The 12,827-nt window shown below is 54.7% G+C and carries 12 protein-coding genes; 5 read left to right on the plus strand and 7 right to left on the minus strand.

Annotated features, from left to right (window positions below):
- Positions 1-63: 63 nt before the first annotated feature.
- From AC0LWT_RS03080 to AC0LWT_RS03105, 6 genes are all read right to left on the minus strand, one after another.
- Positions 64-1,272, minus strand: a complete 1,209-nt coding sequence (locus AC0LWT_RS03080) for a chromate transporter (protein WP_474679730.1) — start codon at positions 1,270-1,272, stop codon at positions 64-66.
- Positions 1,273-1,302: 30 nt separating this feature from the next.
- Positions 1,303-1,872: a ferric reductase-like transmembrane domain-containing protein gene (locus tag AC0LWT_RS03085; RefSeq protein ID WP_474679731.1), complete on the minus strand. Its 570-nt coding sequence runs from the start codon at positions 1,870-1,872 to the stop codon at positions 1,303-1,305.
- A 17-nt stretch (positions 1,873-1,889) separates the two neighbouring features.
- Positions 1,890-2,864 carry an FAD:protein FMN transferase gene (locus tag AC0LWT_RS03090; protein ID WP_474679732.1) on the minus strand — a complete coding sequence of 325 codons (975 nt, stop codon included), beginning with the start codon at positions 2,862-2,864 and terminating at the stop codon, positions 1,890-1,892.
- A 31-nt stretch (positions 2,865-2,895) separates the two neighbouring features.
- On the minus strand, positions 2,896-3,261 hold the full coding sequence (locus tag AC0LWT_RS03095; protein ID WP_474679733.1) for a hypothetical protein: 366 nt from the start codon (positions 3,259-3,261) through the stop codon (positions 2,896-2,898).
- Positions 3,262-3,447: 186 nt separating this feature from the next.
- Positions 3,448-4,209 carry a DODA-type extradiol aromatic ring-opening family dioxygenase gene (locus AC0LWT_RS03100; protein WP_474679734.1) on the minus strand — a complete coding sequence of 254 codons (762 nt, stop codon included), beginning with the start codon at positions 4,207-4,209 and terminating at the stop codon, positions 3,448-3,450.
- A gap of 876 nt (positions 4,210-5,085) precedes the next feature.
- Positions 5,086-5,421: a YlbF/YmcA family competence regulator gene (locus tag AC0LWT_RS03105; RefSeq protein ID WP_474679735.1), complete on the minus strand. Its 336-nt coding sequence runs from the start codon at positions 5,419-5,421 to the stop codon at positions 5,086-5,088.
- A gap of 160 nt (positions 5,422-5,581) precedes the next feature.
- Here AC0LWT_RS03105 and AC0LWT_RS03110 point away from each other — a divergent pair, with 160 nt between their 5' ends.
- The 5 genes from AC0LWT_RS03110 to AC0LWT_RS03130 are packed head-to-tail and all read left to right on the plus strand — an operon-like array spanning position 5,582 to position 11,776.
- A complete protein-coding gene (locus AC0LWT_RS03110; RefSeq protein WP_474679736.1) occupies positions 5,582-6,958 on the plus strand; it encodes a YheC/YheD family endospore coat-associated protein in 1,377 nt (458 codons plus the stop codon).
- Positions 6,959-6,967: 9 nt separating this feature from the next.
- Positions 6,968-8,176: a YheC/YheD family endospore coat-associated protein gene (locus tag AC0LWT_RS03115; RefSeq protein ID WP_474679737.1), complete on the plus strand. Its 1,209-nt coding sequence runs from the start codon at positions 6,968-6,970 to the stop codon at positions 8,174-8,176.
- A 4-nt stretch (positions 8,177-8,180) separates the two neighbouring features.
- Complete coding sequence (locus AC0LWT_RS03120; protein ID WP_474679738.1) at positions 8,181-9,545, plus strand: YheC/YheD family endospore coat-associated protein; 1,365 nt, start codon at positions 8,181-8,183, stop codon at positions 9,543-9,545.
- On the plus strand, positions 9,545-10,672 hold the full coding sequence (locus AC0LWT_RS03125; RefSeq protein WP_474679739.1) for a YheC/YheD family endospore coat-associated protein: 1,128 nt from the start codon (positions 9,545-9,547) through the stop codon (positions 10,670-10,672). The genes AC0LWT_RS03120 and AC0LWT_RS03125 overlap by 1 nt, the downstream gene beginning before the upstream one ends.
- Positions 10,673-10,678: 6 nt before the next feature.
- Positions 10,679-11,776: a YheC/YheD family endospore coat-associated protein gene (locus AC0LWT_RS03130; protein WP_474679740.1), complete on the plus strand. Its 1,098-nt coding sequence runs from the start codon at positions 10,679-10,681 to the stop codon at positions 11,774-11,776.
- 55 nt (positions 11,777-11,831) lie between these two features.
- Here the strand turns inward: AC0LWT_RS03130 and AC0LWT_RS03135 are convergent, their stop codons facing one another.
- Entirely contained in the window at positions 11,832-12,797 is a 966-nt protein-coding gene (locus AC0LWT_RS03135; protein WP_474679741.1) for a phosphoglycerate dehydrogenase, read from the minus strand.
- Positions 12,798-12,827: the final 30 nt, after the last annotated feature.

Here is a 12,827-nt window from a genome sequence, read left to right on the forward strand (position 1 = left end):
GTTTCGGAAAACTTGGCAACTTCCCCCGGTATGCCCCTTCTTTCAGGGAGGACCGAGCTCCAATCAGACCAACAAAAAACCGCCCGCCGCCGCGGCAAGCACGACGATCCATGGAGGCGTTTTCCAATAAACGAGCGCTCCGAACAGCAAAACCGTCATGCAAAAATCACCGGTCGAATGCACGGCACTGGTCCAGACCGGATCGTACAAGGCCGCGAGCAAAATGCCTACGACCGCCGCATTCACGCCGAGCAGCGCCTGCTTGACGGAGGCATAATCGCGAATCCGGTTCCAGAACGGCAGCGCCCCTGTGACAAGAAGAAATGCCGGGAGAAAAATCGCGGCGGTTGCGACGGCTGCACCGAGCCAGCCTTTGGCGGCGAAGCCGATGTAAGCCGCGAAAGTAAACAGCGGGCCCGGCACCGCTTGCGCAGCCGCATATCCGGCGATGAACCGCTCATGATCCAGCCATCCGGCCGGCACCGCTTCCCGCTCAAGCAGAGGCAGCACTACGTGTCCGCCGCCGAACACGAGCGAGCCCGAGCGGTACATGCTTTCCGCAAGCGCGAGCCAGTCCGAAGCGTAGAGCATGCGGGCCAGCGGGAGGAGGACGAATATGCCGGCAAAAAGAATCAGAAACCCGGCCGTTTTGGCGTTTGGCCGCGGGTTAACCGCAGCTGCTGTTTCGGCAGCGGGGCCTGACTTAAACAAAAGGAGCCCGCTCACGCCGCCAGCCGCAATGATTGCGATCTGGCTCCACGGCGAGCTCCAGAGCAGGGCTATGACCGCCGCCCCGATGGCCATCGTCGCCCGGCATTTGTCCGGCGCGAGCGATTTGCCCATCCCCCACACGGCTTGGGCGACGATCGCGACGGCCGCAAGCTTGAGGCCGTGTATCCACGCCGCTCCTTCAAGATTGAATTTGCCGTATGCATAGGCAAAAAGCGCCATAAACAGCGCCGACGGCAAAGTGAAGCCGATCCAGGCGGCGACTGCGCCTGCGAGACCGCCGCGCAGCCAGCCGACGCCGATGCCGACCTGGCTGCTTGCCGGACCGGGGAGAAACTGGCACAGCGCAACGAGATCGGCGTATTCCTGCTCGTCGAGCCACTTGCGCTTGCGGACGTATTCTTCGCGGAAGTAGCCCAAATGCGCAATGGGCCCGCCGAATGAAGTCAAACCCAACTTGAGGGCAGTCAGCCCTATTTCCCAAACATCATGCAGCCGCAATTTCGGCACCGTCCCTGCTAATCCATATTTTGAAATATCCATATTGTATCACCCGGGACGAAAGGCTGTCTTTTACATATTCTTCACATAGACGACTTGAATGCGGCCCTTGCGGGGCTTAATAGCAATGCGCACGATCGTCAGAATGACAAGCGCTGCGGCGGTAGCGAAGTACATGACTGTAACGAGCGGCTGCGAGCTGTCGGTGCCGAGGAAAAGGCCGTGAATCAGCGCGAGAACAAAAATCGGGTACGACAGCAAATGAAATGCAAGCCATATTTTTCTTTTCAGCTTATTCCGCAAATCCGTCGTGAACATGACCACCAGCAGCCCGTACATCGCCAGCGTGCCCAATGCATTCAAAACGGTCGAATGGGCCGAGGCGAACGGAATGAGAATTTCATGCCAATCAAAAGGCATATACGTATCGATGATCAACAGCAGGCCGTGGAGCAGCGCCAGTACGGTGCCTGTTTGATTAGCGGCGGTATGCCACTTCAGAAGCCGGGCTTTGCGCTCTTTCCATTTGGGAAACCCGCAGGCGATTCCAAGCGCCATGCCGATGAACAAAGTAAAGTAAGACAATAGGCCGAATACGCGGATCAACGTCCAGATCGGCAATTGAACAAGGAAATGAATCAATGTTTTCCTCCCCTTTCTTAGGGTACATGATGGATAAAATCCGTTTGTAAATGAAACCAGCGCCCGTGTACGCCAGGGGAGGCCGGTTTCATATGATGAAGCTGCCCTTCTTTGGTATAAAGCAGCGCTTCCAGTCCGTTCGTTTTGCGCCGGAACAGGGGAAGGCCGGCTTCCACTCCCGCAATGCACAGCACCTTGGCCCAAATCTCGCACTCCACCAAATCTTTTCCCACTACCGTAGATTGAACAACGGAGCTTGTGCCGGGAAGCATTGTGCGGGGATCGATCAAATGATGCATTCGCCCCCGGTTCGTCGACCAGCTTCTGCGCAAGGTGCTGGATGTCGCGACGGCTCCAGAGTCCAGCTGCAGCAGCACTTCCTGCGTACCTCCGTACGGATGGGCGACGGCGACGACCCACGGATCGCGCTCCGAAGCTTGCCCCCATACTTCCAAATCGCCGCCTGCGTTAATCAGCCCTCTCTTTACATTCCACTCTTGGCGAAGCCAGGCTACCAACTGCTTGACGGACCAACCTTTGACGATTCCGCCCAGATCGATGCGCCGGCCGGGTCCGATTTGGACCGACTGCATGACCGCATTCAAATCGATTGCCGGCTGCGTAGTACTGCCAGGGACTCCGGGTTCAAGACAACGCGTACTCGACCCCATCGTTTCAAAAGAGTTCGCATACCCGGCTTGGTGAATGGCATCTTTGACGAATATGCTGAAAATGCCCTCGGTCTGTTCCCGGTAATGCTCCGCAAGCTGCAGCACTTCCATCATATGGGGCGACGCCATGCAGCGGCTGCCGGCCAACGCGTTGATGCGGGACAGCTCGCTCTTCGGCAAAAAACGGCTGAAACGCTTTTCCGAGCTGTTGAACCAGGCTTTTACATAATCGGCAAGTACATGGCTGTCGTCTTCGGCATTGATCCCCAGCAGCACCTGGATATCCGTATTCATGGAGCGAAAATTGATAGGCTGGAGCATACGGCTCCTCCCCTTCCTTGCGCGATGCCGCTCAAGAAGCCTGCGTCCTTGTGTGCGGCTGAATTTGCCCGGACTCGGATCCTGCCGACCCGGTTGACCCGGATCCTGTGCCGCTGTTGTCGCCGCTGCGGCCAAAGTTTGAATTGCCGCCGAACGAGCGGCCGCCGCCGCGCCGTCTGTCCTTCTGGCGGAATTGTTGATTGTCCCCGCCGTTCAATGAGCTGCCGTTGTCCGACAGCAAGGGTGTCTTCGTTGAAGCCGGGGCGGATGCGGCCGCCGCTTGCTGCTGGGCGGATTTGAATTCGGGGCTTGCTTTCACTTCCTGAAACAGGAAGAAACAGGGAAGCACGACAACCGCGCCTATTTGCCATTTCAGCCATTTGGATGCTCTTCTCATAACAAAAGACCCGCAAATGCATGTGCCTTATTTTTCATAGCCATTCATTCCTTTGTCTAGGTAGTGTTTTTGTTTTACGAGACTAATTATGCATGACAAATCTTAGGCAATCCTTAGTGCCCACTGAATGTTTGCTGAAGCCAAAAAACCGCCGCCAAGGTTGTTCACCCTGACAGCGGTTTTTAGTTAAAACTGCATGCATAAGTAGCTGAGCGTTCCGAGATCGTAGCTGCGATGTATGACTTGGGGCTGGCCGCTGCCACTGCCCATCGCGATAAACAATGGAACAAAATGCTCCGCCCGCGGCACAGCGGTGCGCGCATGCGGCGCCAATGCTTCGTATTGAAATAGAGATTTCAAATCGCCCGCCTCGATGGTTCGAATCAACCAATCGTCGAACTCCACCGCCCAAGGCTCAGGCGTTTTTTGCCCCCATTTAATGATCCGCAAATTGTGAACCGTTACGCCGCTGCCGATGACCAGTATATCCTCTTCGCCAAAACCGCGCAGCGCTTCTCCGATTTGGAATTGATGTTCCGGGGAAAGGTAAGGGTTGACCGAAACTTGCACGACCGGAACATCGGCCTCCGGATACATCCGCAGCAAAAGCGTCCAGGAACCGTGATCCAGCCCTCTGACCGTATCCTTGCGCACCGCGATGCCCTGTTTGGTCAATCTTTCTTCGAGCAGGGCGGCGACGGCCGACGATCCTTTGGCCGGATACGTTTGCTCGTACAGCTCGTCGGGGAATCCGCCGAAGTCGTAAATCGTTTCGTACACGTTATCGTGTGAGGAAATCGTTACTGTTTCTTTTTCCCAGTGAGCCGTAAAAATAACGATCGCTTTAGGCTTGTACTTTTTGCCTAGATCGACGAGAAAATCGGTATAAGGCGTTTGCTCGATAGCAAGCATCGGTGAACCGTGCGCCAAAAATAAAGCTGGCATCAAAAGAATCACTCCTTGTGATTTCGAAATCAACTTATATTATGTAAGTTACTATATATTAATCTTCGTTGAGTGTCAAGCGAAAAAGAAGCCTCCCTCTCCAGTTGGCCCGCAGGCAACCGCTGCTGCGCCTCTGTAGCAGAGCAAATCCGACAGCTTGCTTACTCGGCGGCTTATCGTTAAGCCCGCCGCGGCCTCGCCTCCTAGCTGCTGCAGAGGAACATCTTTTGCGGGGTAAACTCACTGCTAGCGATGTTTTGTAGTGCTGAAGGTAGGCGGGGGGAGCGATCGGGGTGGGCATCAGGGTACTTTCGCATGACTTATCTACTTATCGGGGAGTGACTTTGGCGGTTCTTCGATTCGTAGTGATGGAGGCGGTTCTCTGGTGCTGCTTCCATACTCCTAACGTCGTTTCACAACGTTTGGGGTCTGCTGAGGAGCGGTCAGGAAAGCGTGGGAGCTTACGAGGCAGCCGGAGGCGTACTTTCAAGCGGCTCTCCCGCAAAAAAACTGCAAAAGCACATCCTTTTGCTCCCCCTTTTGCTTGTCCGCGAATTATTCCTGCAATAGTGCAGTTTTTTGTCCCCTGAACCCGGGTTCGGGCCTGTTTGGGCCGGGAATTCCTGCACTATTGCAGGCTTTTCTCCGAAACGGGCCGTTCTTATCGAAAAAGCCTGCACTTTCGCAGGTTTTTCGGCTACAAGGCCGTTTCGTCAACGGCCGCAGGTGGCTTTTGGACCCATCCCCCAACGAAAAGGCCGTACTCCTCATGAAGGAGCACGGCCTCGCGTCAATACCGATCGGCGCTAGATTTTGGCTATCGCAGCATGGACGGCTTCTTTGGAGAATCGTTCGCCGATCAATACGATGATAGCGGTTCTACCGCATCATCGCTTCCAACGGCTCGGCAATGATCCGCTGCACGTCCTCCAGCACGACCGACAACCGGCGCTCCGCATCGAACAGGCGGCCGATGGCCGGGTTGAGCGCCAATACCTCGTAAAGCTTCTGCATTTGGTCCATTTCCTCTTGGTCCGGCATTTCACCGGCCATCATTTTTTGTTGAAACTCGTTTTGCCGGCTGCGGAAATTGTCGAGCATCGTTTTGCTGGACGGATCGGCGTCGATTTTGCCCCGTATTTCTATCATTTCCTTATACTCGCTGCATTCCCTGATCGCTTTGGCCAGTTCGTAAGCCTTGTCATGCACATTCATCTGATAATTCCTCCTCGCTTTAAAATGTACTCCAGTTGGGCTCATCCCGGCCGCTTTCAGGGCTTAACCCTAAGCACCAAGGGGTATATGTCCTCATATGATGGAGTAGTTTACTTTGCTTGAGCAATGCCATTTTTGATGCTGGAAGGAGTGTTCGCTGTTGACCAGGACGAAAATCGGGATATCTATTCAAAGCACCAGCATCTACTTGGATGATCGGACCGTTGTTCTAAGTGAAAATATTGTTAAAAGATGGAAAATTCCAACCCAACAGCCGATAACGCTGCGATTCGGCTCTGCCAAACAAGAGGTGAAAGTCGTCTCGGCGGCGATTTCGAACGGCTTGCGGGTCGGCACCGCTCTTGCTTCCAAGCTGGGGCTGCATAGCGGAGCTCAGCTCTGTCTCCATTATAAACAGGGCAGCGGCACATTGTCGATTGGTCCTTTGATCGGCGTTATGATCAGCCGTGTCCACGCCGGTTCGACGGACCGCCCCTTTGGAACGATCACCGCCTTTTGCAAGGAAATGACCGAGGCCTGCGAAAAATTCGGCGCGCTGGTATGCTTTTTCCCGCCCAAGGAGATGCACGGAGGCACCGGTTCGGTAGCCGGCTATTCGTATGCCAACGGTAAGTGGAGCAAAAAGACGTTTCCGATACCGAATGTCATTTATAATCGGCTGACTTCTCGCAGATATGAAAACCTGGCCAATGTCCAGCAGTTTATGAACGATGCCAGGTCCCGCTACGGCGCGCACATTTTTAATGAGAAATATTTGAACAAAACCGAAGTTTTCCAGGCTCTGCACAAAGACAATTCCTTGCACACGTATTTGCCCGAATCGCATTCGCTCAAAAATTACCAAATGCTGAGGACGATGTCAGGCCGTCATCCCGTGCTGTTTTTAAAGCCGATCACCGGGAGTCTCGGCAAAGGCATTATCCGGATCAGCCGGGAACTCGGCGATGCGTATACGTGCCATTTTACAAACTTGAACGGGGTTCGCAAGCAATCTTTCCCTTCGATCTCCAGCGTTTTTCGGGCGCTGTCGGGCAAGCTGAAAACCCAGCGCTACCAGATTCAGCAAGGGCTTGAACTTATCACCGCCGATAACAGGCCGGTCGATTTTCGCGCGCTTGTGCAAAAAGGGCCGAAAGGGGTATGGTCCATTACCTCCATTGTCGGCCGCATCGCGGGCAACCAGCATTTCGTCTCCAATCTGGCGCGGGGCGGAACTTTGAGCACTGTCAAAGGAGCGCTCGCCAAATCTTCCCTGAACCCGCAGGCAAAAACTTCCGCTTTCGGCCGGCTGCGCAAAGCTTCGCTGGATATCGCCAAAGGCATCGAGGCGCAGATTCCGAATCATTTTGGCGAGCTGGGGGTTGATCTTGCCGTCGATAAAACCGGGAAAGTATGGCTGCTGGAGGTAAACTCGAAGCCGTCCAAGGACGATAACACGCAGCTGTCCGCAGAGCGCAAAATAAGACCGTCCGTGAAACAGGTCGTGCAGTATGCCCTTTATTTGGCGAAGTTCTGAGGTGAAGTCATGCAAACAGCCGCACATCCCCTGCTGGGGATTATGGTAGCGGAGCAAATGCGCCCGCTTCCTTTTGCCAATGCAGCGCTTTATGAAAAGTTGACCGCGATCGGGAAGCATGAAGGCATTCAAGTATTCGTATTCTCGCCGAACCGGATCGACTGGCATCGGAGAACCGCTGCAGGGTATAAGTACGTTTGCGAGAGCAAAGAATGGGTCGCGGATTCGTTTCCGCTGTCCTTCCTGATTTATGACCGCTGCTTTTTCGGCAGCAAGGAGAGCTATCGTCAGTACCGGATGCATGTGAGCAAGCTGCGCGGGCTGCCCGGCATCCGCTTTCTCGGCTATGGACTGGGAAGCAAGTGGGAAGTTCAGCGCATGATGCAGCATCACGCGGAGCTGCGGCCCTTCCTGCCCCGCACCTTCAGGCTCGCCGGCGAAAAGAAGCTGCGGCAATGGCTTTTGGAGGGCGATGAGGTGTTCCTGAAACCTCAAGGAGGCAGTCAAGGAAAAGGCGCGCTGCACCTACGCAGAACGCCTGGCCCGGGCGGCAGCGACGCCTATTCGGTTAATGGCCGCGACGCCCGCAACGCGCCGGTTCATGGGCGCTTCGAGCGGTGGGAGGATTGCGCAGCGTGGCTGCACAATCAGATCGGCGGAAGGCCTTATCTGATGCAGCAGTATTTATCGCTGCGCAATGCGGAAGGCTCCGCCTACGACGTTCGCTCGTTCGTGCAAAAAAACGGCAAAGGCTTGTGGGAAACGGTCGGGATGGCGGCGCGCGTCGGCAAGCCGGGGAGCGTGACGTCGAACCTGCATGGCGGCGGGACAGCCGAAGACGTCCACTCTTTTCTCGCCCGCGAGTTCGGGGAGGCGAAAGCCGCCGAACTGACCGGCATGCTAACCAGACTATCCCGCCTGATTCCGCCCGCTCTGGAAGCGGCTCACGGCCGCCTTGCCGAGCTGGGCATCGATTTTGGCATCGATACGCAAGGCCGCATTTGGATTCTGGAAGTAAATTCCAAACCAGGGCGGACGATTTTCACCCTTTTGGCAAACGAGAAAGCCCGTTTCAAGTCCCTGGCCAATCCGATCCGCTATGCGCGCTATTTGCTGAACACGCATCCGCGAGCCAAAGAAATCAGCAGTCCGGCATTGCTTCATACAAGCACAAGAAGTCGGGCTGTGCCGGGCTTTGCAACTAGTTTAGGAGGGTAACCTAATGAGTTTGACTACGTGCACGCTCCACGCCATACGAAGACCGGACCGATCGCTCTACTTATCAAGCGAACTCGTCAAAGCTTTGCGGTTAACCGGCGTCAAGACGATTACCGTAAAGTCGGGCAGCAAATCGGCGGTGCTGCCGGTTCGCCTGATCAAGAAGCCCGGTCAGCATTTATATATTCCGCTGTCCTTGATGGGCAGCCTGCGCATTCCGAGAATAGGCAGCGTCATGGCGGCCAGCAGCAACAACGAAATCCGGCTCGGCCCTGTAATCGGTATATTAACGAATATTACCGGCAGCAAATCCGCCCCTTTCGGCACCAAGACCGGGTTTATCAAGCAAATCATCAATACCGGCGTCAACAGATCGTTTCATTTCGCGTTCAGCCCGTCCGACGTCAACTGGACTCAGGAGACAGTATCGGGCATCGTTCCCAATGACAGCGGAGGCTGGGCCCGCAAAACGTTCCCGCTTCCCGATGTCATCTACAATCGCTTATCCAGCCGCAAAGCCGAAAAAACCGCGGGAATTCAGGGATTCAAAGAGCGTTTCGTGCGCAGGGGCATTCCGCTGTTTAACTGGAGCTTCTTTGACAAATGGGATGTATACAAAATGCTGGACGGCGACGACGCCTTCAAGTTCGTTCCGGAGTCGCACATCAACCCTTCCCCCGAGCAAATTAAAGAAATGTTGGATAAACATAAATTCATTTATTTGAAGCCGACCGGCGGCAGTCTCGGCATCGGAATTTACCGCGTCACGTATAACTCGAACCGGGGCTATTTCGTGCGCTACAGAAAAAACGGCAAAAACGTGCTGATCCGCTACTCCAAATTCGAAGGCTTGATGCGGATGCTCGGCACCGGCCGCGGACGATTGACGAATTACGTGGCGCAGCAGGGCATCCGCCTGATCGAAATCGACGGCTGCCCGATCGACTTCCGCTTTCATATGACGAAGAACGGCAGCAACAATTGGGTCGTAGCGGCTATCGGCGCCAAGAAAGCGGGCAAAGGCAGCGTCACTACGCACATCCGCAACGGCGGACAACTGATGACGATCGAGCAAGTGCTTCGGCAAATATACGGACACCGCGCCGATCATGTGCTCACAAACGCCAAGGAAACGGCCGTCAAGCTCGCCGAAGCTATCGAGAAAAACTACAATCACCTGCTCGGCGAACTCGGATTCGATATCGGCATCGATCAAAACGAAAAAATTTGGATGTTCGAAGCGAACGCCAAGCCGGGCAGATCGATTTTCAAACACCCTTCGTTAAAGGATGGAGATAAAGCGTCGCTGTCCTATATTTTCGATCACTGTCTGTATCTGAGCCGGTTTCGCTCAAGGAGGGATATTTAATGGGATACATCCTTCAGGAGCGAGGCCAGAAGCCTACGCTGGCCATTTTGACAGTGAAAGATAGCGGACGCATATTTCGGGGGAATCTGGGCAACTTTGTGGACATTATCCGCACCGGCAGTGAGCTCGGCATGGATGTGTACGTCGTAACGACCGGTGACTTTACACTCTCGGGCGGCCAAATGAAAGGATACCGCTACGATTTCGCCAAAAAAAAATGGAGCAGAGGACCCGTCCCCTCTCCGCGCGTTATTTACAACCGGATTCCTTACCGTAAAATGGAGCTGCAGCCGGAAGTACAGCAAATCATTCAAACGTGCATGCGCAGCAACCAGACCTCCTTGTTCAATCCGTCGTTCTTCAACAAGCTGACTCTGTTCGAATGGTTGAAAAAATCGAAGGCAAGCCGGCCCTACATTCCCGAAACACATCAGTTGACCGGCGCAGACGACCTGGAACGACTGCTGAAACAACATCCCGTCGTATACTTGAAACCGGCCAAAGGCAAAGCCGGCAGAGGAATTATGCGGCTGGATAGAATCACCGGCAAAAACAAGGAGACCGAATACCGGCTCAGCAGGCAGGAAAACAAAGAAATGCAGTACTCGATGCACAGCTCCATCGACGAGCTCTGGCAAATGGTGAACCGGATTCGCGGTTCCAAAGAATATATCGCGCAGCAGGGCATTCCTCTGAGCCGATATAAACAGCGGGCTTTCGATCTGCGCACGCTGATTCAGAAAACCGCCAAAGGCTCGTGGAGCGTTACCGGAATCGGCGCCCGCGTAGCCGGCAAAGCGAGCATCACGACCCACGTGCCGCGCGGAGGCTCGATCGACGACCCGCGGAAACTGCTTACCCAAACCTTCGGATCGAAAGAAGCGGATCAGATTCTCAAGCGGACCAAGCGGGCCGCCGTCACGCTTTCCAGACAAATAGAAAGAGCCTCCGGCAATCAGCTGGGGGAAATGTCGATGGATCTCGGAATCGATACGACCGGCCGGATCTGGTTTTTCGAAGCCAACTCCAAACCGATGAAATTCGATGAACCGGAAATTCGCCGCAAATCGCTTGAGCGCATTATCCGCTACAGTCAGTACCTGACGAATCGAGGAGGAAGAAGGTGAAGCGCCTTGGCTCCGAAACGACTGGGCGTACTCGCTGTTTATGATCACAATACCGGGTTTGAGGAGTTTGCTTATTTCCGAAAGCTGAGCCGGGAAGGAAAGAAGCTGGGGCTGCAAATCGAAGTGTTCAGGCCGGATGACGTGGAAAACGGAAACCAGGTTCGCGTGTTGGTTTATGATGACGCCCAGGGGAAATGGGTTCGCCGGAGAACTTCGTTTCCTCCGATCGTATACGACAGATGCCGTTCTCAAGGGGCGGAATTTTATAATATGCTGCAGGCATTTCGCAAAAAACATGCGAATGTCATTTATTTAAGCAGGCCGCTGGTCAATAAATGGTCAATGCATAAAACGCTCAGCGAGGATGAAACCATTCGCAAATATTTGCCCGCTACCGTTCGATTCAGCAGCCCCAAGGATCTTATGGGCTTTTTGAAAAAGCATAAGCAGATTTACGTCAAACCGAAGAACGGCACGGGCGGGAGAGGCATACTGCGGATCGAGCAGGTCGCCAAAGACCTTTATCTGATGCAGGGACGCAATCAGCAGCGCGCCATTTTGTCCCCGTTCCGGTCCCCGGAAAAACAGCTTTTGATCAAGCTTCAGACGATGAATTTAGGCCCGGATTACGTCGTACAGCAGGGCATTCCGCTGACGCTGAAAAACGGCCGCGTGCATGACTACCGGCTCCTGATCCAAAAGAACCGCAATGGCGAGTGGGAAGTAACCGGCTGCGCCGGACGCATAGGGCCCCACCGCAGCATAACGTCCAATCTCCACGGAGGCGGCAGCGCAGTAACGCTGGACAGCTTGCTCGTGCAGCGTTTTGCGGCCGACGGCAAAATCGCCGAGATCAAAAGCGAGCTTTACGGCTTCGCTCACAAGCTGGCCGCCTACCTGGAGAACAGATTCGGCAAACTGTGCGAGTTGGGGCTGGACATGGCCATCGATGCTAAAGGGAATATTTGGCTGATCGAAGTCAACCCGAAGCCTTCGCGCGAAATATTTCTCCGCACCGGCCAAACCTCCACCTATCATGCATCCTTAGTGCGCCCTCTGGAGTACGCGTTGTGGGTGCTGCGGCAGAAGAAGAGCAAGGCCTAAAACGACAAGGAAGCCGGCGCCGTGACGGCATTCCGGCTTGCCATAACCTCCGGGATCATGCTTCCAGGAGGTTTTGCGGCGTTTTACCGGACAATGCGTCAAGGATTGCTTGTGCCGTAACGAGACTTACTTTGCGATACGTTTCATAAGTTTCGGCTGCCGTGTGCGGCGTTGTAATCATATTGTCCAGTTGAAACAGCGGATTGTCCTTGGCCGCCGGCTCCTGCTGATAAACATCGATGGCCGCTCCGGCAATGACGGATGTGCGCAGCGCTTCGTGAAGCGCTTCTTCGTCGACCAAAGCTCCTCTCGCCGTATTGACGAAGACCGCGCTGCGCTTCATCATGGCGAATTGGTCGCGGCTCATCATCTTGAACGTCTCTTTCAGGCTCGGCATGTGCATGCTGACGACGTCGCTTTGTCGGAGCACTTCCTCGCAGCCGGCAAAAGTTACGTGCAGCTCCTCCGCCTTCGCTGTATTCGGATATTTATCATAAGCGATAAGACGAACGTCAAAACCTTGCAATTTGCGGGCGACCATCTGGGCGATGTTGCCGAATCCGAGCAGACCGACCGTTTTTCCGGCAATTTCACTGCCTACAAAGCGGTCCCAATAGCCTTGTCTTGCCGATTGATGAAGCGCCGGCACATTGCGGATTAGAGCGAGGATGAGTCCGACCGTCAATTCGGCGACCGCGTTGGCGTTGCCCCCGGGCACGTTGGTTACTTGAACGCCGTACTCCCGCGCCTTCGCCAGATCGATATTGTCGACGCCTACGCCAAAGCGGGAAATGACCTTCAGCTTCGGCGCGATCCGAAACACATCTTCATTCCACGTATCGACACCCGCCACCACGCCGTCGATGTCCCCGACAAGCGGCTTCAGTTCCTCGAACGTATGCGGCCGGCCCAGCCGGTTCTCGATCACTTCGCACCCGTTGTCCAGCAGCAGCTGTTTCGCTTCCGCGCACAAAACCGAATAGTTCGTAGCAGTTACCAATATTTTATATTTTTGTTCCATTTCAGCCAAAACCTCCCTCATCGACTTGAA

It is taken from the genome of Paenibacillus sp. sgz302164, from assembly GCF_056120505.1.

Coding starts and splice junctions, on each gene's coding strand:
- AC0LWT_RS03125 (WP_474679739.1), top strand. CDS start 9,545: ATGGGATACATCCTTCAGGAGCGAGGCCAGAAGCCTACGCTGGCCATT.
- AC0LWT_RS03095 (WP_474679733.1), bottom strand. CDS start 3,261: ATGAGAAGAGCATCCAAATGGCTGAAATGGCAAATAGGCGCGGTTGTC.
- AC0LWT_RS03120 (WP_474679738.1), top strand. CDS start 8,181: ATGAGTTTGACTACGTGCACGCTCCACGCCATACGAAGACCGGACCGA.
- AC0LWT_RS03115 (WP_474679737.1), top strand. CDS start 6,968: ATGCAAACAGCCGCACATCCCCTGCTGGGGATTATGGTAGCGGAGCAA.
- AC0LWT_RS03105 (WP_474679735.1), bottom strand. CDS start 5,421: ATGAATGTGCATGACAAGGCTTACGAACTGGCCAAAGCGATCAGGGAA.
- AC0LWT_RS03080 (WP_474679730.1), bottom strand. CDS start 1,272: ATGGATATTTCAAAATATGGATTAGCAGGGACGGTGCCGAAATTGCGG.
- AC0LWT_RS03090 (WP_474679732.1), bottom strand. CDS start 2,864: ATGCTCCAGCCTATCAATTTTCGCTCCATGAATACGGATATCCAGGTG.
- AC0LWT_RS03135 (WP_474679741.1), bottom strand. CDS start 12,797: ATGGAACAAAAATATAAAATATTGGTAACTGCTACGAACTATTCGGTT.